The 22,341-nt window shown below is 40.3% G+C and carries 23 protein-coding genes, 1 pseudogene and 1 riboswitch; of the genes and pseudogenes, 21 read left to right on the top strand and 3 right to left on the bottom strand.

Features of this window, described 5'->3' with window-relative positions; translation table 11 throughout:
* Positions 1 to 302: 302 nt before the first annotated feature.
* The 3 genes and pseudogenes from ACFSR0_RS05520 (at position 303) to ACFSR0_RS05510 (ending at position 2,294) form a co-directional block, all read left to right on the top strand.
* A complete protein-coding gene (locus ACFSR0_RS05520) occupies positions 303 to 1,019 on the top strand; it encodes a hypothetical protein (RefSeq protein WP_379980714.1) in 717 nt (238 codons plus the stop codon).
* A 155-nt stretch (positions 1,020 to 1,174) separates the two neighbouring features.
* Positions 1,175 to 1,645, top strand: a pseudogene (locus ACFSR0_RS05515) (Fic family protein); the annotation flags it as partial.
* A gap of 352 nt (positions 1,646 to 1,997) precedes the next feature.
* Entirely contained in the window at positions 1,998 to 2,294 is a 297-nt protein-coding gene (locus ACFSR0_RS05510) for a bacteriocin immunity protein (RefSeq protein ID WP_379980712.1), read from the top strand.
* Positions 2,295 to 2,485: 191 nt separating this feature from the next.
* Here the strand turns inward: ACFSR0_RS05510 and ACFSR0_RS05505 are convergent, their stop codons facing one another.
* Together ACFSR0_RS05505 and ACFSR0_RS05500 are read right to left on the bottom strand one after the other, a co-directional pair.
* Positions 2,486 to 2,698: an alpha/beta hydrolase family protein gene (locus ACFSR0_RS05505; protein WP_379980740.1), complete on the bottom strand. Its 213-nt coding sequence runs from the start codon at positions 2,696 to 2,698 to the stop codon at positions 2,486 to 2,488.
* Positions 2,699 to 2,869: 171 nt separating this feature from the next.
* Positions 2,870 to 3,613, bottom strand: a complete 744-nt coding sequence (locus ACFSR0_RS05500; RefSeq protein WP_379980710.1) for a cyclase family protein — start codon at positions 3,611 to 3,613, stop codon at positions 2,870 to 2,872.
* A gap of 230 nt (positions 3,614 to 3,843) precedes the next feature.
* Positions 3,844 to 3,932, top strand: a riboswitch (TPP riboswitch).
* 123 nt (positions 3,933 to 4,055) lie between these two features.
* Between ACFSR0_RS05500 and ACFSR0_RS05495 the strand changes: the two genes are divergently transcribed.
* The 11 genes from ACFSR0_RS05495 (at position 4,056) to ACFSR0_RS05445 (ending at position 12,622) form a co-directional block, all read left to right on the top strand.
* A complete protein-coding gene (locus ACFSR0_RS05495; RefSeq protein WP_379980708.1) occupies positions 4,056 to 4,622 on the top strand; it encodes an ECF transporter S component in 567 nt (188 codons plus the stop codon).
* On the top strand, positions 4,622 to 5,980 hold the full coding sequence (locus ACFSR0_RS05490) for an ABC transporter ATP-binding protein (RefSeq protein ID WP_379980706.1): 1,359 nt from the start codon (positions 4,622 to 4,624) through the stop codon (positions 5,978 to 5,980). The genes ACFSR0_RS05495 and ACFSR0_RS05490 overlap by 1 nt, the downstream gene beginning before the upstream one ends.
* A complete protein-coding gene (locus ACFSR0_RS05485) occupies positions 5,980 to 6,645 on the top strand; it encodes a CbiQ family ECF transporter T component (protein WP_379980704.1) in 666 nt (221 codons plus the stop codon). Before ACFSR0_RS05490 ends, ACFSR0_RS05485 begins: the two co-directional genes overlap by 1 nt.
* Entirely contained in the window at positions 6,642 to 7,343 is a 702-nt protein-coding gene (tenA, locus tag ACFSR0_RS05480) for a thiaminase II (protein WP_379980702.1), read from the top strand. The genes ACFSR0_RS05485 and tenA overlap by 4 nt, the downstream gene beginning before the upstream one ends.
* Positions 7,340 to 7,867, top strand: a complete 528-nt coding sequence (thiW, locus tag ACFSR0_RS05475; protein WP_379980700.1) for an energy coupling factor transporter S component ThiW — start codon at positions 7,340 to 7,342, stop codon at positions 7,865 to 7,867. Before tenA ends, thiW begins: the two co-directional genes overlap by 4 nt.
* Positions 7,854 to 8,714 carry a hydroxyethylthiazole kinase gene (locus ACFSR0_RS05470; RefSeq protein WP_379980698.1) on the top strand — a complete coding sequence of 287 codons (861 nt, stop codon included), beginning with the start codon at positions 7,854 to 7,856 and terminating at the stop codon, positions 8,712 to 8,714. Before thiW ends, ACFSR0_RS05470 begins: the two co-directional genes overlap by 14 nt.
* Positions 8,684 to 9,322 (top strand): thiamine phosphate synthase, encoded by a 639-nt coding sequence (gene thiE, locus ACFSR0_RS05465; RefSeq protein ID WP_379980738.1) that lies wholly within the window; start codon positions 8,684 to 8,686, stop codon positions 9,320 to 9,322. Before ACFSR0_RS05470 ends, thiE begins: the two co-directional genes overlap by 31 nt.
* A complete protein-coding gene (gene thiD, locus ACFSR0_RS05460; RefSeq protein ID WP_379980696.1) occupies positions 9,319 to 10,137 on the top strand; it encodes a bifunctional hydroxymethylpyrimidine kinase/phosphomethylpyrimidine kinase in 819 nt (272 codons plus the stop codon). Before thiE ends, thiD begins: the two co-directional genes overlap by 4 nt.
* A gap of 211 nt (positions 10,138 to 10,348) precedes the next feature.
* Positions 10,349 to 11,101, top strand: coding sequence for a glycerophosphodiester phosphodiesterase family protein (locus tag ACFSR0_RS05455; protein ID WP_379980694.1), 753 nt, complete (start codon positions 10,349 to 10,351; stop codon positions 11,099 to 11,101).
* A gap of 110 nt (positions 11,102 to 11,211) precedes the next feature.
* Complete coding sequence (locus ACFSR0_RS05450) at positions 11,212 to 12,006, top strand: Cof-type HAD-IIB family hydrolase (RefSeq protein ID WP_379980692.1); 795 nt, start codon at positions 11,212 to 11,214, stop codon at positions 12,004 to 12,006.
* A gap of 19 nt (positions 12,007 to 12,025) precedes the next feature.
* A complete protein-coding gene (locus ACFSR0_RS05445) occupies positions 12,026 to 12,622 on the top strand; it encodes a uracil-DNA glycosylase family protein (RefSeq protein ID WP_379980690.1) in 597 nt (198 codons plus the stop codon).
* Between the two features lie 69 nt (positions 12,623 to 12,691).
* Here the strand turns inward: ACFSR0_RS05445 and treR are convergent, their stop codons facing one another.
* Positions 12,692 to 13,414, bottom strand: a complete 723-nt coding sequence (treR, locus tag ACFSR0_RS05440; protein WP_379980688.1) for a trehalose operon repressor — start codon at positions 13,412 to 13,414, stop codon at positions 12,692 to 12,694.
* Positions 13,415 to 13,723: 309 nt separating this feature from the next.
* Here treR and treP point away from each other — a divergent pair, with 309 nt between their 5' ends.
* The 7 genes from treP (at position 13,724) to ACFSR0_RS05405 (ending at position 22,272) form a co-directional block, all read left to right on the top strand.
* Positions 13,724 to 15,691 (top strand): PTS system trehalose-specific EIIBC component, encoded by a 1,968-nt coding sequence (gene treP / locus ACFSR0_RS05435; protein ID WP_379980686.1) that lies wholly within the window; start codon positions 13,724 to 13,726, stop codon positions 15,689 to 15,691.
* 23 nt (positions 15,692 to 15,714) lie between these two features.
* Positions 15,715 to 17,340: an alpha,alpha-phosphotrehalase gene (locus ACFSR0_RS05430; protein ID WP_379980684.1), complete on the top strand. Its 1,626-nt coding sequence runs from the start codon at positions 15,715 to 15,717 to the stop codon at positions 17,338 to 17,340.
* Positions 17,341 to 17,467: 127 nt separating this feature from the next.
* Positions 17,468 to 18,106, top strand: coding sequence for an alpha-hydroxy-acid oxidizing protein (locus ACFSR0_RS05425; protein ID WP_379980682.1), 639 nt, complete (start codon positions 17,468 to 17,470; stop codon positions 18,104 to 18,106).
* A 41-nt stretch (positions 18,107 to 18,147) separates the two neighbouring features.
* Entirely contained in the window at positions 18,148 to 18,495 is a 348-nt protein-coding gene (locus ACFSR0_RS05420) for an alpha-hydroxy-acid oxidizing protein (RefSeq protein ID WP_379980736.1), read from the top strand.
* A 398-nt stretch (positions 18,496 to 18,893) separates the two neighbouring features.
* Complete coding sequence (locus ACFSR0_RS05415) at positions 18,894 to 19,712, top strand: carbon-nitrogen family hydrolase (RefSeq protein WP_379980734.1); 819 nt, start codon at positions 18,894 to 18,896, stop codon at positions 19,710 to 19,712.
* Complete coding sequence (locus ACFSR0_RS05410) at positions 19,696 to 20,862, top strand: pyridoxal phosphate-dependent aminotransferase (protein WP_379980680.1); 1,167 nt, start codon at positions 19,696 to 19,698, stop codon at positions 20,860 to 20,862. Before ACFSR0_RS05415 ends, ACFSR0_RS05410 begins: the two co-directional genes overlap by 17 nt.
* A 273-nt stretch (positions 20,863 to 21,135) precedes the next feature.
* Positions 21,136 to 22,272, top strand: a complete 1,137-nt coding sequence (locus ACFSR0_RS05405; protein ID WP_379980678.1) for an extracellular solute-binding protein — start codon at positions 21,136 to 21,138, stop codon at positions 22,270 to 22,272.
* Positions 22,273 to 22,341: the final 69 nt, after the last annotated feature.

The raw sequence follows: 22,341 nt of genomic DNA, 5'->3' as shown, positions 1-22,341 counted from the left end.
AAATGCTCTATCAAAATCAAACTAATCAAAGAATCATTTCAGGATGCAGCGCTGTGTAGTTTTTCTCTGCAATTTTATGTATAAAAGCCTTGCAAAATACAATAATAACGAGACTTCTATTCTGAAAAATTCTAAATGTAGTAGTGAGGTAATCACAAATAGAGAATATTACTATGACAAAGATAAAGAAGAAGACGATGTTACTAGTAGTATAAAAGGGATTGAGGATAGAATAGATATTTTATGTAAATTGAAACCATATATCAATTACTGGAATGATATCTAATAAAAAAGGAGAAAGTATGATACTAATAACTACAATTCATGATCCATATATGAAATTAATAAATGATATCGGGCTATATGCTCCCATAATTAATGAAATATTTGAAGAAACTTATATATGTATTAGTGATAAAACGGGTAAAACAATTACTGATATTTGTACCAAAAATTATTCAAATGTTAAAGTTATTAGGAAAAAGGGTGCCGCTGATGCAAGACGAAATGTTCTGAAGTTTGCTATATCCAAAATAAAAATAGATCAAAAGATAATGTATTGTGACTTTGATAGAGTTATAACATGGCTTAAGTTGTATCCCGAAGAATTAATTGAAGTAATTAACAGATTTGATGGTAATTTTGATAAAGATTATTTAGTTGTTGGGAGAACGGAAAAAGCTTTTGACACACACCCATCTTCTTGGAAAGACACCGAGATAATTACAAATAAAATGAGTGCACTAGCTTTTGAAATTGAAAATTTAGATATTACTGCTGGCGCTTCAATATTCACACTAAGTGCAGGAAAAAGCATTGCTAAATTGTCTAAGCATTCACATACAGATTGTGAATGGCCCAAGATAATCTGTGATAATTCTGGGATTATTGGAGAAATTAAGGTGGATGGGTTGAGCTACATAGAAATTAATAGAGCTAATACTATTTCAGATATTCAAGAATATTATCAAAGGCTAGTGCTCTCCGAAAAAATAACGTCCATATTATTGGATATCTAAGAAATAAAACTAGATATTTAATGGATTAAATTATTTGTTTTAAATAATCATAGTTAAGTGAACGAGTTCATTTTGTATTAGCGCCAGTATATTTACACACGATTTAATTGAAGATTTGGACTACCAGTGCCAATCACGATCTTCACAAGATTGAGATTCATCCGTTTAGTGACGGGAATGGACGAATGTCTCGCTTGTTGACATTGTTGTTGCTGTACAAGTCGGGCTATCTAGTTGGCAAGTACGTTAGCATTGAGATGCTGATTGAAGAATCAAAACAAACCTACTATGAAGCGTTACAGGCAAGTTCTGTGGGATGGCTGGAAAATGAGCAAGATTATACGCCGTTTGTTCGCTATCTTGTGGGAATCATTTTGCGAGCGTATGAAAATTTTTCAGAATGCTTTGAGATGATTATCAATCGTGAACTAACACCAGCCGAGCGGGTAGTAGAAGAATTAGAAAAGTCCTTTGAACCTCTAAGCAGAGCTGATCTAGAGAGTTTGTTGCCGGATATTAGCGAGCGAACGATAGAACGTGCTTTAGCTGAGTTACAAACAGAGAATAAGATTCAAAAAGTCGGGCAAGGACGTGCAACGAAGTATCAGCTATTGAACTTCTCGTGATTTTAGTCATGAGAGGTTCCATTAAAATGAATCAGATTAGATAGGCAATCGAAACGAGTTATTTATAAGCAAAACTAGCTCTTAAGAAAAATCCGCAAAGCTACAGAGTTCTCTAAACGTTAATTGCTGCATTCGTTGTAATTTATTGCCTTACTACTCCAGTTATGGGACAGAAATTTCAAGGAAAGCGAGTACCATTCATTACAACGTTTCAGGTTCTGTCCAGATTTGGGAAGGTTTCTTTTGAAATTTATGCTCTAGTCATTCATCATTAATTCGTTGAAATAAACTATAAAGAAAGCGATAGTATTAACTAAACTTGCAAAAATTTAAAAGTAAGGAGTGAGCTGTTATGGGTAAGTTAAAATGGTTTTCTGGTGGAAATGAGCGTTCAAAACAGGCAGAGGACATTATCGCTGATTTATTGGATGATTTAAAAATAGCGGCGGGTAACGAATCATTGGAAAAAGTGTTAGAGAAGTATCTTGAAGAGTTAAAACAAAAGGGCGCTTCGGTACCTTTGATTTTAAGTCGGATGAACGTAGATATTTCAAAGGCAATCCGAAACGATGGGCTTATATTATTGGATGATCAAGAAAACAAACTAAAAGAACTGATGGCTATTGCGAATATTAGGTATGGTTATTAATGGTGGCTACAACAGTTCGTTTTAATTGTTGATAGTTAAGCCCCCGCCAATAAGATTAACGATTTGCAGGGACGGTTCGAAAAAAATCCAGTTAAACGCTTTGTATAACTGGTTTGGGTTGATTAAGCTCGCTTTGCTACTTTGACAGGACGATACGTTACGCTTTATTCAAATTTAGTTTGTATGTTCGTTTAAAAAATGGACAATGGTTGCCAAAACTTCCGTTGTATAAAAGCTTGGGCCTCATGGTCGGCATTGTTCACGGCAAAAAAAGTCGTTTCACTTTTTGTTTTTTGACAGACATTGTATAGGATTACTGCTTGTTCAAAAGGAACCAGAGAGTCGCAATTGCCATGAAGTATCAATAAAGGTGCATAAATTTTTTCTTCTAGATAATAAGGAATGGATGCCTGCTTGGCAAGGTCAAAATTGTGTTTCTTGTTTCAAGTGCTTCACTTCTTTCGACTTGCTTTATTCGATAGGGGTAGTGATTGTCCACTCATAGTTTACCTGAAAAAAGTGTTTTTTAACCCCCGGTAGCAAGTTTCTGCCACTGGAACAAAAATAATACAGGTCTATTGCTTAGGAATAATGGCAAAAACGCGTGCAGTGAAACCAGGTGCACCTTCGATTTTACTCGCACTAACAAAGATGATGCCACCTGTTGCTGGTAATTGCGAAAGATTGGTCAGCACCTCAACTTGATAGTTGTTTTGAGAAAGCCAATACCGTTCACAAAGCAAATCATTGTTTTTACGGTAATCAATTGCGGCATCCGTATCAAGCGTTTCGTGCCCGATTGCTGCCACGTGTCGTTCTTCGTGCAAAAAGGTTAATGCATCAAGCGACCAACCGGGGGTGTGACTCTCTCCTTTTTCATCGCTATTATAGTAGGCATCTGGCGAAGCGAAACGCTTAGACCAACCACTTGAAAACGCGACGAAGCTCCCAGCCGGAATTGTGCCGTGGGTGTGTTCAAATTCAAGGATATCCTCGACCGTTAGTCTGTAGTCGTGATTTTTGCTTACTTCCTCTTCTTTGTGGATCACATACAATGGAAGAACGAGTTCCTTTAGTGACAGCTCTTCTAGGCTTCTACCTGCTTCCCAAAAATGAGCAGGAGCATCAATATGTGTACCATATTGGGTTGCCAAGGTATACTCTTTCGCATAAAAACCATCTTTGGAAACTGTAAAGAGCGTATGTTCTTCAATCGGTCGGAAAGCTGGAAAATAGGGAATCTCTGAATGGACTAAGTGAGTCAAATCAATCCACTGCTGCTGTTTCAAAAAAGCCAATTGCTCGGTTAGGTTACTCATGATACTGTTTCCCTCCGTCTATATAAAAGAATAGTGAAAAATTTTCATTAATATAACAGATGCTAGCTAATTTTGTCAAAATTTTCAATCAATTCACCGAAGAAAGTTAACATGACATCAAAAAAGCATTCAGCGTATTTTGAAACAGTCGCAAAAAGTGAATAAAAAATGGAAAGGTTTTCTAGTTTTTGTGAAAAAAACGTGTTATACTAGATTTACATTTAAATAATGAGAGACATTTGGGGTGCGTAAAGCTGAGATAATACCCATTGAACCTGAAGCAGTTAGGACTGTCGCAGGGAAATGTAGTTTTTTAGCATGTGATTTTTGTACCCGTTGATGAATGATTCGTTGACGGGTTTTTTCTATTCTATTGAACAACTATCGATCGCTACCTCAGTGACTCCTTTATTAAATAGTAGAGAAAAGGGGTTTTTTTGTTATGGAAAAAGCAAAGTGGACATTACCACAAGTCGTATTTTTGGCATTATTAGCATTTTTATTTGGAGCAGTTTTTATGGGGGCAGGGGTCCTGTATGCACTTCTAGTATCTGTCCTGACACCATTTGGTCTAACACCATTTGCAAATGAAATTCTGTTTGGTATGTGGACCATCGCGGCACCCGTTGCGGGGATGTTGATTCCTAAAATGGGTAGCGCGGTGCTTGGAGAAGTTTTTGCTGCGTTGGCAGAAATGTTGTATGGTTCTTACTTTGGAGCAGGTGTATTGTTATCCGGTTTTATTCAAGGATTAGGAACAGAAGTTGGCTTTTTGGTAACTGGATACAAACGATATGACTCGGTTACCTTATTATATGGGGCAATTGGAACAACCGTCTTTAGTTTTGTTTATGAATTCTTCAAATTTGGTTATGGCACATATGGTTTTGGTATGGTTGCAGCGCTGTTTCTTGTTCGTTTTGCGTCTGTCTGCTTCTTTGGTATCTTTTTAACCAAACAAATCGTAACACTTTTCCATAAGGCGCAAGGGGTAAGAGTGTCTCGTTGATGCAAGGAATTGTAACAAAAAAATTAGTTGTTCAAAAGGGAGAAACAACCATTTTAGATCAATTGTCTTGTGAATTTAAGCAAGGCACGTTTTCTTTACTTACTGGTGATAGCGGATGTGGAAAAACGACGCTGCTCCATACGATTGCAGGCTTTGATGGAACGACTTATTTGGGTGAAATCTTTGTGAACAATCACAATACCCAACAGCTGACAACGGTAGAGAAGGCACAACAAATTGGAATCATGTTTCAAAATCCTAGCCAACAATTTACCATGCGTACGTTGCAAAGAGAATTGATGTTTGTGATGGAAAACTTCAATCTACCGATTGCGGAGTCAAATGAACGAATGGCACGTGCTGTTCAAGAAATGCAGATGGGAGCATTGCTTCATCGTGAATTGGTGACTCTTTCAGGCGGAGAAAAACAACGCGCCGCCTTGACGATTCTTTTGGCGTTAGATCCACCCATCTTTTTATTAGATGAACCATTTGCAAGTATCGATCCGGATTCACGAATGCTGTTAATTAAAAAATTAGCGAGTCTTCGTGATAAGGGAAAATTGATAGTAGTAGCTGATCACGAATTAAATGGGTATCAGCCTTATGTCGACCGATTTATTCGGATGACCAACGGACAATTAAAGGAGCAATCGTTAGATGAATTGACAATCCAGCCACAATTAGGCTCGTTAAGGAATCCAGATGCACCTGTGGAAAGTCTCTTTGAATTGCAGAATTTTTCGCTGTTTCAAGGTGAGAAGGAATTGTTGATTCCGCAAAACTTTCAATTTAAAAAAGGAATAACAACCTTAACTGGGGTTAATGGCACGGGAAAATCTACACTATTGCGAGCGATGGTTCAACTTCAAGCATACAAAGGGCTGATGTACTTTGATGGTCAAAAATTGTCACGCCATTTTGGAAAAAGAAAACTTTATGAAAAAATGACCTTAGCGGTACAGCAAGCCGAGCAACAATTTGTGACACTACAAGTGGACAAAGAGCTAAATTTTCCCAAAGAGCCTGAGGAAAAAATAAAACAAAAGCAATTGGCTGCTATGAAGACGTTAGGGATTGATCATGTTAGGGAGAGAAGTCTTTATCAGCTGAGTGAAGGGCAAAAAAAGATGATTCAATTAATTGCTATGTTGAGTCTTGATTGTACATTCCTGCTATTGGATGAGCCGTTTACTGGGTTGGATGAGCGAGCATGCCAGTTTTTTGTGAAGTGGTTGGAAGAGAAAAAACAGCGGACGAGTCTGTTGATTGTCTCTCATCGTTTGGAGCCATTGGTGGGTGTCAGTGACCACCATGTCCATTTGGCAAATCAACAGTTACAGGAGGTCGATGATTAATGGAAGAAAAAATAACAGCCATTCCTGCCATTGTTTTTGCCGTCTTCTTTTTTACAATTGAAATTTCATTCACGTATTCAGTTTATTTGAATCTTTACTTGCTGATCGTCGTATTAGGGTATTTGGCTTTTAACAAAAAGTTCGGCTTTCTAGGAGTATTAATTTTGTTTCCGCTTGTTCCAGCATTGACAACTTTTTGGTCTGTGTTAATTCAAGGAAATGGTCTTTCCGATGCTTGGGTGTTGCTAACCAGAACCTATGCGTTTGCGGCTTTGGGAATTGGCTTTGTTGCATCGGTGGACTTTGAAGAATGCTTGTTGATTTTGGAGCAGTACCATGTGCCGCAAACTTTTGTATACGGGGTATTGGTGGTGATTCATGCGGCGCCGCAAATTCGTCGAGAAGTGATTGATATGCGGGATGCCAGTTTGTTAAGAGGAAAACGGTTGTACCCGTGGTCAGCGTATTATTACGTCAAAACGATTTTCCTAGCGATGAATTGGCGAGATCGCTATACCGAAGCAATGTACTCCCGCGGATTTATGGAAACGGGTACCCGCAGTCATTTTCAAAAATGGAAGCCATCGTTATCAGCAAATGGTTGGTGTATTGTCGCTATTTTGATTGGAAATGGATTTTTAATTCTAGAGAGGATGATTGGATGAACCAAAAATTTACGGACCGTGTAAGAAGTCAGACGAGACCCTATTGGGAAGGAAGTTTTGTCCATCCGTTCATTACAGGCATTCAAGATGGCACCTTGCCAATGGAAAACTTTCGCTACTACCTTATTCAAGATTGTTACTATTTAGAACATTTTTCGCATATCTATGCACTGGTAGCGGCACAAACAACTTTCCCTGAGTTGAAAAAACGCATGGAAGAAAACGCGGCTCATTTAAAGGCCGGTGAGTTGGCGGTTCGGGAGACCTTCTTTAAAGAATTGCTAATTACAGATCAAGAGTTACAGAATACCGAAATAGCCCCCACGGCCTACAACTATGTTTCTCATTTGTATCGTCAACTAGTGGAGGGAAACGATTGGATTATTGCGGCGAGTTTATTGCCTTGTCCATGGTTATATGCAGATATTGGGGTTTATTTAAAAAACAAGCAGAGCCATTCGCCAAATCCATTCTATCAACAATGGATTGATACCTATGGAGGAGAAGAGGGTTTAGCAGATATAAAGAACGATGCCGCCTTATTGAATGCTGTCTATGAACAAAGCAAAGATGAACAGAAAAAGCAAATGGAGCAAGCGTTTGTCATCAGTGCAAAAATGGAATTTTCTTTTTGGGAAATGGCGTATCAATTTGAGTCATGGCCAAAAGGGCTGAAAGAGGAGTGTGAAGAGAGATGAGTCAAGTAAATAATGTAAAAAAAATAAGCTTGTTGGCTATGATGATTGCGATGGATGTTGTGTTATCGCCATTATTTCGTATTGAGGGAATGGCTCCCATGTCAAGTGTGATGAATGTGATTGCCGCTACTTTGTTGGGCCCACTTTATGCCACAATTATGGCATTTGTATGCGCGCTGATTCGGATGACCCTTCTCGGTATTCCCCCACTGGCTCTGACAGGTGCTGTATTTGGCGCATGTTTGGCAGGGATTGGTTACAAGTATACAGGAAAAGTTTGGGGAGCAATGCTCGGAGAAATTGTGGGGACGGGGCTGATTGGTTCGTTGCTTTCTTATCCAGTTATGGTTTGGTTTACAGGTAGTCAGCAAGGAATGTATTGGTTCTTGTATACGCCACGCTTTTTTGGAGGTGCTATTTCAGGATCAATCATTGGTTTCTTTGTCTTATTAAAATTAAAAGAAACACAACCATTTCAACGTGTTCAACGTTTGTTTGGAGGGATGACAAATGGTTCGATTTAATCGCGAAGACTATTTTTATACGGCAGTTCAGCATGCGTTTCCCCTCCCATTCTCGCCATTAGTACAATGTATTACCAATGAAATCACGTGCGAGTCAATGGCCAATGCGCTTTTGTATATCGATGCCAAGCCAATTATGGCGGATGATGTGCGTGAATTTTCAGAGTTATTTGGTCAAAATAATAGCTTACTATTGAACTTGGGTCATCTTTCTCCAGATAGGGAGTTGAGTCTATTAGAGGCAGCTCGGGTCGCAGATCAGACCAGCACCCCTTTTGTCGTTGATTTGGTTGGTGTCGCAGCAACGGCTATGCGCTTTGAGTTGGCCCAAAAACTTGCAAATTATGAGCCAACGGTTATAAAGGGCAATACTTCTGAAATGCGCGCTTTCTGTGGACTGCAAAGTAATGCTAGAGGGGTAGATGCTAGTGCTGAAGATCAAGAGGAGCAAGAGTTAATCACATTAGCACGGGCCATGCAAATTGAAGCAGAGAAACATCCAAATACAATTTTTCTTGCGACAGGTGCAAAGGATTTGATTGTTTCGCAAAAACACGCATATTTTCTTGCCAATGGCGTGGCGGAGCTGGATCGTTTCACTGGAACGGGTGACATTGTGGGAGCAATCATTGCGGCTTTATTGGGCGCGGAGTTTGCACCATTAGAGGCCACACTTGCAGCGGTTAGCTATTTTAATCTCTGTGGAGAAGCGGCTCGAAAACGAACAACGGGTCTGGCTAATTTTCGACAAGAAACGTTAAATCAATTATCATTGTTAATGAATCATCAAGGATGGTTTGAGAACATTCGAGGAGGATCATTATGGCAGACTACCGCCTATATCTAGTTACAGAGGGCTATGATTATGATGAACAGACTTTTTTTTCAATTATTGAAGAGGCTTGTCGTGCAGGAGTTACTTTGGTTCAGCTCAGAGAAAAAAAACGGACAACACAGGCTGTATATGAGAGAGCTAAAAAACTAAAAGTGCTGACCGATCGCTATCAGATTCCATTAATTATTGATGACCGGGTAGATATTTGTTTAGCAGTGGATGCGGCGGGTGTTCATATTGGTGATGATGAGTTGCCAGTGAGTGTGGTTCGGAAATTAGTTGGTTCAGATAAATTGGTGGGAGTATCTGCCAAAACCGTTGCGCGGGCATTAGAAGCTGAGCGTGCAGGAGCAGACTATTTAGGAACAGGGGCTATTTTTCCTACCCAAACAAAGCAGACACCGGTAACGCCTGTCGCAACATTGCAAGCAATTGTAGAGAGTGTTGCTATCCCCGTTGTTGCAATTGGTGGCATCAAAGAGGACAATCTTGACACCTTCAAAGGCAGCCATATTGCAGGTGTCGCTGTTGTTAGTGAAATCATGAAGGCTGAAAATGTTTCATTGAAAGTACAAGCATTACGCCAAAAATTGGCAAACGTATTGGAGGGAGAGCAATGAATGAAACACCACAAGTTGTGACCATTGCAGGAACGGATTCCGGTGGGGGTGCAGGCATTCAAGCAGATTTGAAAACATTTCAAATGCGGCGTGCATTTGGTATGAATATCGTTGTGGCACTTACTGCTCAGAATACACTGGGTGTTCAAGATAGTTTTCCTGTTCCACTAACCTTTATTGATGCCCAATTTGCTTCTTTGGCAGCAGACTTTCAAATAAAAGCGGCCAAAACCGGGATGCTAGCTGATCGTGAACACGTCGAATGCGTGGTTGAAAATTTAAAAAAAGTTGATTTTGGGCCATTAGTTGTTGATCCGGTGATGATTGCAAAAGGAGGCCATCCACTATTGCAAAGTGATGCCATTACAAGTATCCGGACCAAATTGCTGCCGATTGCAACGATTGTGACACCCAATATACCAGAAGCGGAAGTTTTGGCAGACTGTACAATTGAAAGTGAAGCAGATATGATGGCTGCTGCCAAAAAAATTCAACAATTTGGGGTGCAACATGTCATCATCAAAGGCGGCCACCAAGGAGGAGCAATTTCGCGGGATTATGTGCTCTTTTCTTCAGGTGCTCAGATGTGGTTGAGTGGACCAAGAATCCATACCCAAAATACACACGGTACAGGGGATACTTTTTCGGCATGTATTGCGGCTGAACTAGCAAAAGGGACGGCCTTGCGAGAAGCTATCATCATCGGAAAAAAATTTATTCAAGGAGCGATTGAGCAAGGAATCATGGTAGGACATGGTCACGGACCAACGAACCATTGGGCAACTTTGGATGAACAAATCACGATAGAAGAATAAAAAAATGAATGGACAACCATCGCAAGAGGTGGTGTTCATTTTTTTATAGGACGTAAGTTTTTTTGACCAACAAAAAGATGCGGAATGATGGGAAGCATGAGTGGAAATTTTACAGAAAAACAAACGAATTTTAACAAACGCGTGCTAAAGTAAAAGTAACTTAGGAAGAGGATTTGATAGGATAGGAAAAGAAGCGAGTAGGAGGAAGGAAATGACGAAAATTTTTGCTCATCGTGGGAGTAGCGGAACGCACCCAGAAAATACGTTGATTTCTTTTGCAGAAAGTGTCCGCATCGGAGTAGATGGCATTGAATTGGATGTTCATTTGACAAAAGATGGGGAACTTGTCGTGATTCATGATGAAACAATCAATCGGACAACGAATGGCAAAGGGCTAGTGAGTGAGTACACAGTAGCTGAGCTAAAGACTTTTGATGCAGGTGGTTGGTTTTCTCTTCATTATGAGCAAGAAACAATTCCAACCTTAACAGAGGTTCTGGGGTTATTAACTGAATTAGATTATCAGGGAACACTGACGATTAAAGTGAAAACCGATCAAAAAGAGTACCCAGGCATCGAGGAAACCCTTGTACGAACCATCAAAAATAAGGACTGGCCCTTTGTTGTAAACTATTCTAGTTTTAACCTAGTGACCCTCCAACGATTAGCGGAATTAGACCCAGTTACACCGAAAGCTTGGCAAACAATTGGTTCGGTTGTGACAATTGCTTTTGCAAACTATTTTACGGCCATTGAGCGGATCGAACCGAACTTTTCTTGGTTTATTCAATCAGAAGCGGAGTTGATCGAGCTAGAGAAGCGTGTTTGTCCGTGGACTGTGAATAGTGAACCGGAAATGTGGATGTGTTTTGAAAGAAAGGTGGCTGGGTTTCATACTGACTATCCAGCACAGGCGATAAAATTGCGCCAACGATATGAACGCGAACAATTTTCATTTGTATAATGGGAAAGGAGAAAGATGCTGATTTTACTCAAAAAGCACTTTCTTTTTTTCTTTTTAGAAGTAGTTTATACTAGTAGAAAGGTACCAAAATCAAGAAAGGATGAACCCTTGTGACAATTAAAGCAGTCGTAGTGGATATGGATGGAACATTTTTGAATGATGACAAGACCTATGATCGTGAGCGTTTCCTGGCAATAAAGAAAGAAATGGAAAAGCAACAAATCCATTTTGTGGTTGCTTCGGGGAACCAGTATTGGCGCTTAGTGGATTATTTTCCAGATTTTCATGAACAGTTGTTTTACATTGCGGATAATGGAGCAGATATTCGCTATCATGGCAATCAAGTAATGGCACAAACAATTGCCACAGATTTTCATGAAGCGATTTTGACGTACCTTGCGCGTGAATTGCCTGATCATCGCTTGGTATTATCCGGCAGTAAAGGGGTATACATTGACCAAAATCTTCCCAAATCATTCGTCGAGCATGTTCGATTTTTTTACCGACACATTACGGAAGTGGATTTAAACAAACCAATACCTGATGCTATTTTCAAGTTTGCTTTGAATTTTTCCGCAGAACGGCTACCAATTGCCAACCAGCAACTTCAAGCGGCGTTTGGTCAAGAGTTAACTGTTGTGACGAGTGGACACCAATCACTTGATATTATTTCCAACAATGCCGGCAAAGAAGTAGGAATCCGAGAGTTACAGAAAAAATTTCAATTGGGCACAGACGAAATCGCTGTTTTTGGAGACAATATGAATGACATTGGAATGTTTCGCGAAGTGACGCATTCCTACGCGATGGATAATGCGCTACTTCCAGTGAAAAAGGCGGCCTTTCAAGTAATTGGTTCGAATAACGAGCAAGCGGTCTTAGCTAAGATAGAAGAATTTTTGTAAAAAAATGAGGTGAAGCAAGATGGACACATTACAAACATTGCAACAGGCCATTGAGCAGGATCCTGCCAATCAACAGTACACAGCGAATGGGATAAAACCACTCTATTCTGTTCATCCTGAAGCACGCTTGGTTATTATTGGTCAGGCGCCTGGAAAAAAAGCGCAAGATACGCGGCTTTTTTGGAATGATCAAAGTGGGAAACGGCTTCGAAATTGGTTAGGTATGGATGAACAGACCTTTTATCACTCCAAGCAATTAGCCATTTTGCCAATGGATTTTTATTACCCCGGTAAAGGAAAGTCGGGTGACTTGCCTCCAAGAAAAGACTTTGCCGCCAAATGGCATCCGCGTTGTATGGAATTTATGCCACAGGTCAAGTTGATTCTTTTGCTCGGACGTTACGCACAAAACCATTATTTGTTGCAACCGAGGATCAATTTGACTGAAACAGTCCGCAATTATCAAACGTATCTGCCCACTTATTTTCCATTGCCCCATCCCTCTCCTTTAAATGGGCGATGGCTGCAAAAGAATCCTTGGTTTGATGCACAAGTCGTGCCGGCTTTACGCGAAAAAGTGAAAGAATTGATTCCTACCATCACGACCTGTGAATGAGTAGAAAAAAGCATGCCACTGAGAAACTGTCCCATTTCAATGGAGTAGTTTCTCAGTGGCATGAGGACTTTAAAAGGTGGAGGGGTTGCGACGAGCAAAGTCGTAGAAGCGAAACTTATCCACTCTGTGCCGACTTTCCGTGTACTGAAATTGTTGCGCATTGGCTAAAAACACTCGGCTATGAATGGCGACAATATGGTGATCATTTTGGTTTAAATCCAATAGCTCTCGATCTTCGTCATGTAAGTGATCTATGCGGATTTCTTTTTCAGCAAAGGCAATTTGTAAATGGAGCTCTTGTTCAAAGTAATGATAAATGGAGTCCTCCCCAATCTCCGTATCCAAGTAGGGAATGAACGTGCACAATAGATAGTCACGATCCAAAATCACTTTGGCTTGATCAATCTCCCGTGTGCGAACCAATTCCCAAACCTCACTACCAGTAGGAAATCCTGTTTTTTGTTCCAATTCGGAGTCAACTACCCGTTTCACCAATTTTTCGACAATGGTTCTTCCTTGATAGCCATAAGAGTTTTGCAGTTCTTTGTAGCTAGTCAACCCTGATATAGGAAATCGTAGTTGTTCACGTTTCAAGACAATGGATCCCTTGCCTTGAATTTTTTGAATGTAGCCATTTGCCATCAATAAACTTAATGCTTTTCGAATCGTATCGCGAGAAACATGATACGTTTGACAGAGCTGATTTTCGCTAGGTAGGTATTCACCTGGCTTAAAGTGTTTTTTTAGAATGCGATTTTCAATTGTCTGATAAATCGTTTCATAGGCTTTCATAGCGACCACTCCAACTTGTACGTATTTGTTAAAACAAGTATAGAGGAAACAAAGAATTTTGACAAGAAAACGTTTTATGAGAAAAAATTAATTTTTCAATTGATTTGGACAATGGCTGACTGGTACAAAGCATACACGTCCGGAGAAAAAAGACACTTATTTCATCAATAAGAGAATGATGAAAAAAGAACGTTCATCATTTTTTCATTTTCAAGAAAAAAACAAAATTGTAACCGTTTTACAATCGAGTGATTACCCAGTATGATAAAGATATCAAACTTGTACCTACAAGTGAAAGGAGAAAGAGCAATGGGAAAATTTGAAAAAGATGCAAAGGCATTAATTGAACTTGTTGGTGGAAAAGAAAATATTGCTGCGGTGACTCATTGTGCAACCAGAATGCGTTTTGTGTTAAATGATCCAAAAAAAGCAAAGGAATCAGCTATTGAGGAATTGGATACTGTACGCGGTATTTTCACGAATGCTGGTCAATTTCAAGTGATTATTGGAAATGAAGTCCCTTCTTTTTATCAGGAGTTTGTTCAGTTAGCAGATATTGAAGGAGGAAGCAAAGAAAATGTAAAGGCGGTTGCCAAGCAAAATCAAAACTTGCTCCAACGTGCAGTGACGGTACTAGCGGAAATATTCACGCCATTATTACCTGCCATTATTGTAGGGGGATTAATTTTAGGATTTCGAAATGTGTTAGAGGCGGTACCGATGGGGTGGCTTGGAGGTAAAACAATTACAGAGTCCTCCGTCTTTTGGAATGGTGTGAATAGCTTTTTGTGGTTGCCTGGGGAAGCCATTTTCCATTTTCTACCCGTTGGCATCACTTGGAGCATTACTCGTAAGATGCGGACAACTGAAATCTTAGGAATTGTCTTAGGGATAACCTTGGTTTCGCCGCAGTTACTGAATGCCTATGCAGTGAATAGTACGACTGCTGCTGAAATAGCGAAGAGTTGGACATGGGACTTTGGCTTTTTCACGATGGAAAAAATTGGCTACCAAGCACAAGTGATTCCTGCTATGTTGGCTGGATTTCTACTAGTGTATTTGGAACGTTTTTTTAGAAAGCATATCCCTGAAGCGGTCTCGATGATTTTTGTCCCATTCTTCTCTTTGATTCCAACTATCTTGGCTGCACATTTGATTTTGGGACCCATTGGCTGGCATATTGGCTCAGCCATTTCAACAGTCGTGAATGCGGGGCTAACTTCATCAGTTAATTGGTTGTTTGGGGCTGTTTTTGGGGCGTTATACGCACCATTAGTCATTACCGGATTGCATCACACAACATTAGCGATTGACTCTCAATTAATTGCGGATTTTAAATCGACCAATTTATGGCCGATGATTTGTTTATCCAATATCGCTCAAGGAGCTGCGGTTCTGGCTATTGTTTTTGCTCATCGAGGAAATGAAAAAGAAGAACAAGTTTCGATACCTTCAGTCATTTCCGCATGGTTGGGAGTCACTGAACCAGCGATGTTTGGGATTAATCTAAAATATATGTACCCATTTGTAGCGGCGATGATTGGTAGCGGCTTGGCTGGGATGTTTGTGACATTGTTCGGTGTGCGGGCACTCTCGATTGGTGTAGGTGGTTTACCAGGAATTTTAGCAATTATGCCTAAATACTACTTGATTTTCTTTATTGGCATGTTGATTGCGATTGTCGTTCCATTCCTCTTGACGTTAGTCTTTCGAAGAATAGGGTTATTTAATAAAATTGACCGAGTTGGTGAGGCTATTTCCCCAATAGACCCAACTTTAGTTGAATCAGCAACAACGACTGATTCTGCGAATTTAGTAAATGAAGAAATTTATGCACCGTTAAATGGAAAACTCTTTCCACTAAGTCATGCGGTGGATCCGGTCTTTTCTCAAGGAACAATGGGACAAGGGATGGTGATTGAGCCAAGTGAAGGCGCTGTGTATGCCCCAATGTCAGGTACAATTAGCTTGCTGTTCCCAAGTAAGCATGCGGTTGGCCTGATTGACGAACAAGGTGTTGAATTATTGATTCATGTGGGTATGGATACTGTCCAACTAAACGGAGAACACTTTACGGCTTTTGTAAAACAAGGCGATTCGGTTACACGTGGTCAAAAACTGTTGGCATTTGATATAGCCGCCATTCAAAAAGCCGGCTATCCGACGCAAACACCGGTAATCATAACCAACTCTGGTGATTATCAAGTCGATCCGTTGATGGAAACGGGTGAGGTGACAATTAAGCAAGCAATCATGCGTGTGCAGTCTCGGGAATAATCAATAGAGAATGGAGTTTTCATATGTCTTTTAAACAAAAAGTAGTGTATCAAATTTACCCGAAGTCGTTTTATGATGAGAATGGTGACGGTATTGGAGATTTAGCAGGAATAATTAAAAAATTACCCTACTTGGCAGAATTGGGTGTGGATATGCTTTGGTTAAGTCCCATCTACCCAAGTCCGCAAAAAGACAATGGCTACGATGTATCAGATTATCTGGCGATTGATCCACGATTTGGGACGATGGCAACTTTTGAAAAACTGGTTGCACAGGCGAAAACTTTTGGGATTGGGATTATGTTGGATATGGTGTTTAATCATGTCTCAATCGAACACGAATGGTTTCAACGAGCCTTAGCAGGAGAAAAAAAATACCAAGATTACTTTATTCTAAGGGAGGAACCAACAAACTGGCAATCAAAGTTTGGGGGGAGTGCTTGGGCACCATTTGGCCAAACGGGCAAATGGTACCTCCATCTGTATGATGTGACGCAAGCCGATTTGAATTGGCGTAATCCAGCTGTGCGCAAAGAATTGCAGCAAGTATTGGATTTTTGGTTAGACAAAGGTGTAGAGGGGCTACGATTTGATGTCATCAACGTCATCGGCAAAGACGCACAGTTAAAAGATGCGGCAGATGGTATTGGCAAAGCCGAATATACCGATCGACCAATTGCGCATGAATACATTCATGAGCTGAACCGAGCAAGTTTTGGTAAGCATGAGACGGTTGTCACAGTTGGGGAAATGAGTTCAACCACCATTGAAAATGGCGTGTTGTATACCCAAGAGAGTCGTGAAGAGCTATCCATGATTTTCAATTTTCATCATTTGAAAGTGGATTATGCTGAAGGAAACAAATGGACAAAAAGCATGTTTGACTTCCATCAATTAACCGCAATTCTTCACGAATGGGGCGAAAAAATGAGTGATCAGGGCGGATGGAATGCGTTATTCTGGAATAATCATGACCAACCTCGCGCATTGAACCGGTTTGTTGATTGGCAAAAGGATCGGGTCGCGGGTGCGCAAGTTTTAGCCGCAATCATTCACTTGAATCGGGGGACGCCATTTATCTATATGGGAGAAGAGATTGGTATGCTAAATCCTACCTATGCAACGATTGATTTCTTTGACGATGTGGAAACGAAAAATGCGTATCAAATGTTACTTCAGGAGGGCAACTCGCCTAGTGAAGCTTTGGCTATTGTACAAAGTAAATCTCGTGATAATGCGCGTATTCCTATGCAGTGGCAAGCAACGGATAATGGTGGCTTTACTACCGGAACACCTTGGCTGAAACCAGGTGACTACCAGCATATTTCCGTTGAGAAAGAGCTAGCGAATCCACAAATCTTTTCTTTTTATCAGCAGTTAATTCGACTACGTAAAGCCTATCCAATCATAGCAGAAGGTAGCTATGAAGGTTATGAAAAAGACCATGATCAACTCATGGCGTTTATTCGAAAGCTCGGTCAGGAACGTTTGTTGGTAGTAAATAATTTGTCGCCAAGTTCCGCTCAAATTACGGTACCAAACGATTGCTTGAATGGGCAGGTGTTACTTAGTAATAAGAAAATCGCCATCAAAAAACAGCTGACACTTGAGCCGTACCATACGGTGGCGATTTTGTACAAACAAGAATAGAGAGAAGGAAATCTAGGCGCAGTGATGGCTAGCAGCCTAGATTTTTTTCGAGTACAATTATTTGCTTACTTTTTATAAGCGTTGTATGATGGCACTGTAAAAAACAACGAAGGGGAGTGTCGCAAATATGGATTATATAACTAGCAAAGAAGAACAGCCACTAGAAATTGTCAATCTTTCATCATTAGAAACAAAAGTGAAAGAAGGCATAGACAAAGGAGCGTTTGGTTATATTCGTGGAGGTTCTGAAGAGGAATGGCCTCTTCGTGAGAACACCCAAGCATTCTTCAAGAAAAAAATTGTTCCTCGTGTGTTACAAGGAATTGATCATGCAGATTTGTCAACAGAATTATTCGGTATTCCTTTGGCAACGCCTATTATTCAAGCCCCATCTGCCGCTCAAGGACTTGCTCATGTGAAAGGAGAGGTAGACACGGCGATTGGTGTTGCCAAAGCAGGATCAATTTTTTCGATTAGTACTTATGCAAACACAAAAATTGAAGATGCAGCAGCAGCGGTGCCAGATGCGCCACAATTCTTCCAATTATATATGAGCAAAGATGATGAATTCAATCAGTTTTTACTTAATAAAGCTGTTCAATCAGGTGCGAAAGCTATTATATTAACCGTTGATTCCACTTTAGGTGGGTATCGGGAAGTGGCCAAGGACAAGGAAAACGGATTTCGGAAATTTATGCGGCAGCGAAGCAAGGAATTGTTCCAGAAGATATTCAAAAGATTAAAGCAATGTCTGGTCTACCTGTGATTGTTAAGGGAATTTAATCACAGGAGGATGCAGAAACAGCCATTCAATTTGGAGCAGATGGTATTTGGGTATCCAATCATGGTGGACGGCAACTAGATGGTGGACCAGCTTCGTTCGATGTGCTACCACAAATTGCTCAAGTTGTGCGAAAACGGGTGCCAGTTATTTTTGACTCGGGTATTCGTCGGGGGGAACATGTCTTCAAAGCTCTAGCATGTGGTGCTGATATAGTGGCTATTGGTCGGCCAATTATTTATGGATTGTACTTGGGTGGTGCAGCCGGTGTAACATCTGTCTTTGAACACTTGAACAAAGAACTAGCAATTACAATGCAATTAGCTGGAACGAAAACAATCGCCGCAGTAAAAGAAACCTCGTTGATTGATTAGTGAATCCTTTGAAGAAATCGCCAGAGACTACGACCGATGGAGCAAAGAACATTGACAGATATCGGAAGATTGCGTAAACTTGTATTTATTAGAAAATGATGAAAACGCAATGAACAGAAGATAAGGTAAGAGCAGATTACAGAGAATCTATAGATGGTGAAAGTAGATAGATGCGAGAACCTTAAAATGAGCTGGGAGCGGTGTCTTGGTTGAGTGACTATCTAAGCTAAGGCGACGGGAAAATGTCCGTTAACATGAGAGATAACTGTAAAGTTTATAAAGGTGGTACCGCGGCATTCGCCCTTTTCGTGAGATACGAGAAGGGCTTTTTTGGTACCAAGGAGATTGTTTTTTTTAAGTACGAGTTTTTGAATAAAGGAGGACGTGACATGAGAAAAATTTCAGTTGTTTTGCTTCAGATGGACATTACTTTTGGCAATCCTAATCAAAATCAACGACGTGTGGAACAGCTGTTTTATCAAGCACAACTGCAACCAGGAGAAGTTGTCATTTTACCCGAGATGTGGAATACAGGGTATGATTTGGTGCGATTACAAGAGATTGCAGATCACGAAGGCCAGACTACCCAAAAGATGCTGATTCATCTGGCTCGAACGTATCAAGTAACCATTGTTGGTGGCTCAGTAGCAGTTGAAGTAAATGGGCAGTTCTTTAATCGGACGTATGTGGTGAGTGAGGAGGGAACAATCTTAGCAACTTATGATAAAGCACATTTGTTTGGCTTAATGGCGGAAGATCGTTTTCTATCTGCAGGCAATCAACTCGCTTTCTTTACTAAAAATGACACGACGTTTAGTCCGTTTATTTGTTATGATTTACGTTTCCCAGAATGGTATCGCTTAGCTGCGCAAAAGGGAACGGAAATTTATGTGGTTAGTGCACAGTGGCCTACCCAACGCTTGCAACAATGGCGCAAATTGTTGCAGGCTCGGGCGATTGAAAATCAGGCTTTTGTGATTGCCGTCAATCGTGTGGGGGTAGATCCAGACAATCATTTTCCAGGACATTCGATGGTTATCGATCCATTGGGTGAGATTCTTTTAGAACTAGATGATCAAGAGATGATTGCAAGATATGAACTAGATGTTGATCAAGTGCTCCCTATTAGAGGAGAAATTCCTGTTTTTCGGGATGCACGCCCAGATTTATATGAACAAATTTGCAAAGGAGAAAAGAAAAATGACGATGTCAAATAAGTTAAATCAATTACCCAAACAATTCTTTGCTTCACTAGTGGCGAAAGTGAATAAAAAAATAGCGACCGGAGCGGATGTAATCAATCTAGGACAAGGAAATCCAGATCAACCGACGCCTGCTTTTATTGTTGAAGCAACAAAAAAGGCGCTGGAAGATCCTATGACGCACAAATATTCGCAATTTCGAGGCAATCAGGCCTACAAACAAGCAGCAGCCGATTTTTATTTTCAACAATATGGGATAAAAGTAGACCCAGAAAAAGAAATTGCTGTAATGGGAGGAAGTAAGATTGGATTGGTCGAATTACCCTTAGCATTACTAAATCCAGGGGAAACGATTGTTCTTCCAGATCCTGGTTATCCGGATTATTTATCTGGGGTGGCGTTGGCAGATGTGAAACAAGAGCTGATTCCCTTAAAGCCAGAAAATGGCTACCTACCAAATTATGAAGAGTGGTCACCAGAATTACGAAAAGCAGCGAAATTATTGTACTTAAATTATCCGAATAATCCAACGGGGGCTCAGGCCACGAAGGCGTTCTTTGAGGATACTGTTCGTTTTGCGAAAGCAAATGACCTATGGGTGGTCCACGACTTTGCCTATGGGGCACTAGGAAATGGTCAAAAAGCGCCGGTTAGCTTTTTACAAGCAGAGGGAGCGAAGGATGTCGGTGTAGAGCTCTATACGTTATCAAAAACGTATAATATGGCGGGGTGGCGTGTAGCCTTTGCGGTTGGAAATGCGGAAATAATTGAAGCGATTAATTTGATTCAAGATCATCTATTCGTAGGGATTTTTCCAGCATTGCAAGCGGCAGGTGTCGCAGCCTTGACCAGTGGAGAAGGGCCGTTACAAGCAATTGCTACACAATATGCCAACCGACGCCAAGCCTTCGTCACCGCAGCAGCTCAAATTGGCTGGCAAGCGTATCCGTCAGACGGGGCTTTTTATTGCTGGATGCCTGTGCCAGAAGGGATGACGAGTGAAGAATTTAGTGATCTGTTATTAGAAAAGGTAGCCGTTGCGGTTGCTCCAGGTGTAGGATTTGGTGAACAAGGAGAAGGGTTTGTGCGAGTGGGCTTAACCATTGACGAAGACCGTCTCATTGAAGCAGTCGCACGCATTGGCACGTTACACCTTTTTGCTTGAAAGAACTAGGTGTGACAAAAACGTGAAGAGAGGAGAGTCATCCCTAATTTGTCCAATAAGGGGAGCTTTCCTTGCTTCGAAAAAGAAAGCCCTTTCTTTTTTTGAATAAAAAATAGAAAAGCTATTGACAGGAAATAAGTGAGATGTTATTATCACAGTGTAAACGTTTACGTGTTTTCTTTTATAAACTAATCGGTTACGTTGGGGAAGAAAATATATTTTTTTGGCCCTTACGTAAACGATTACGTTAAATAACTTAAAGGAGAAAAGCAGATGGGGAAAATGAACAAATTTTTAACCGGAGCAGTAGTATTAAGTAGTGCCTTGCTATTAGCTGCGTGTGGGGGGAGTTCCGATAAAAAGGAAACCAAGAAAGACGCGGATGGCAACATTGTTATGACGGTTGGTCAACAAACACAACCGAACTCTAAGTTACCAAAAGGTGATAGTTATGCAAATAATGCGTATCGCAGATTAATCAAAAAAGAATTGGGTGTTGATATTAAAAGTGCGTTTGAAGCAAATGGCGACGATTATACCCGTCAAGTATCTTTAGCAATTGCTTCTGGCGATATTCCTGATGTTATGGCAGTGAGCCATGATGAAATGGTTGAATTAGCAAACAATGATTTAATTGCAGACTTATCAGATGTATACAAAAAATACGCATCTGATAACATCAAAGATATCTACAAATCGTTTGATAACGTACAAATTGATTCAGCGAAAATTGATGGAAAAATAATGGCTTTACCTGGAACTGCCAATGATTTTGGTCCAAACTTGGTTTGGTTCAGACAAGACTGGCTTGATAATTTAGGAATTAAATTGGATCCAGATGGAAATCATGCAATTACATTGGATGAATTGGAAAGTACTGCCAAAGCATTTAAAGAAAAAGATGCTGGTGGTAATGGAAAAACACAAGGTTTAGCTTTAGCAAACTACTTGACATCTGATAGTCATGGTAGTTCTGGTTATACTGCAACAGCTATTTTTAACTCATTTGGAGCATATCCAAAAAATTACCTTAAAGGTGATGATGGAAAACTAGTTTATGGTTCAAATACGGAACAAGCAAAAGAAGGACTAACATACGTTAAGCATTTATTTGATGAAGGATTACTTGATTCACAATTTGGTACTCGTACGTATGATGATATTAACGCAATGATGATTAATGGTGAATTAGGTATTATTCCTGGACCATGGCATATCTCTGACTGGGCATTGGTTCAAGCCAAAACAGCTAATCCTAAAGCAACTTTTACACCATACGCAATTGAAAGCAAAGATGGTAAAGTAAATGGTGTATCGAAACCAGGTGTTGGTGGTTACGTGGTTGTTAGCAAGAAATTTGCTCATCCAGAAAAAGTGGTAAGTTGTAAAATGAAATGCATAAAGAAATAAACAAAAAAATCATGTAGATACGTTATACTTAAAAGCGTCAAAACCATAAGTATGAAAGAGGTATCTACA

This window comes from Enterococcus camelliae (assembly GCF_042685105.1).
GTDB lineage: Bacteria > Bacillota > Bacilli > Lactobacillales > Enterococcaceae > Enterococcus_G > Enterococcus_G camelliae.
Note: the sequence above shows the minus strand (reverse complement) of the source record. Positions and strands in the feature narration are given on the sequence as shown.

Coding starts and splice junctions, on each gene's coding strand:
- ACFSR0_RS05520 (WP_379980714.1), top strand. CDS start 303: ATGATACTAATAACTACAATTCATGATCCATATATGAAATTAATAAAT.
- ACFSR0_RS05510 (WP_379980712.1), top strand. CDS start 1,998: ATGGGTAAGTTAAAATGGTTTTCTGGTGGAAATGAGCGTTCAAAACAG.
- ACFSR0_RS05500 (WP_379980710.1), bottom strand. CDS start 3,613: ATGAGTAACCTAACCGAGCAATTGGCTTTTTTGAAACAGCAGCAGTGG.
- ACFSR0_RS05495 (WP_379980708.1), top strand. CDS start 4,056: ATGGAAAAAGCAAAGTGGACATTACCACAAGTCGTATTTTTGGCATTA.
- ACFSR0_RS05490 (WP_379980706.1), top strand. CDS start 4,622: ATGCAAGGAATTGTAACAAAAAAATTAGTTGTTCAAAAGGGAGAAACA.
- ACFSR0_RS05485 (WP_379980704.1), top strand. CDS start 5,980: ATGGAAGAAAAAATAACAGCCATTCCTGCCATTGTTTTTGCCGTCTTC.
- tenA (WP_379980702.1), top strand. CDS start 6,642: ATGAACCAAAAATTTACGGACCGTGTAAGAAGTCAGACGAGACCCTAT.
- thiW (WP_379980700.1), top strand. CDS start 7,340: ATGAGTCAAGTAAATAATGTAAAAAAAATAAGCTTGTTGGCTATGATG.
- ACFSR0_RS05470 (WP_379980698.1), top strand. CDS start 7,854: ATGGTTCGATTTAATCGCGAAGACTATTTTTATACGGCAGTTCAGCAT.
- thiD (WP_379980696.1), top strand. CDS start 9,319: ATGAATGAAACACCACAAGTTGTGACCATTGCAGGAACGGATTCCGGT.
- ACFSR0_RS05455 (WP_379980694.1), top strand. CDS start 10,349: ATGACGAAAATTTTTGCTCATCGTGGGAGTAGCGGAACGCACCCAGAA.
- ACFSR0_RS05445 (WP_379980690.1), top strand. CDS start 12,026: ATGGACACATTACAAACATTGCAACAGGCCATTGAGCAGGATCCTGCC.
- treR (WP_379980688.1), bottom strand. CDS start 13,414: ATGAAAGCCTATGAAACGATTTATCAGACAATTGAAAATCGCATTCTA.
- treP (WP_379980686.1), top strand. CDS start 13,724: ATGGGAAAATTTGAAAAAGATGCAAAGGCATTAATTGAACTTGTTGGT.
- ACFSR0_RS05430 (WP_379980684.1), top strand. CDS start 15,715: ATGTCTTTTAAACAAAAAGTAGTGTATCAAATTTACCCGAAGTCGTTT.
- ACFSR0_RS05425 (WP_379980682.1), top strand. CDS start 17,468: ATGGATTATATAACTAGCAAAGAAGAACAGCCACTAGAAATTGTCAAT.
- ACFSR0_RS05410 (WP_379980680.1), top strand. CDS start 19,696: ATGACGATGTCAAATAAGTTAAATCAATTACCCAAACAATTCTTTGCT.
- ACFSR0_RS05405 (WP_379980678.1), top strand. CDS start 21,136: ATGGGGAAAATGAACAAATTTTTAACCGGAGCAGTAGTATTAAGTAGT.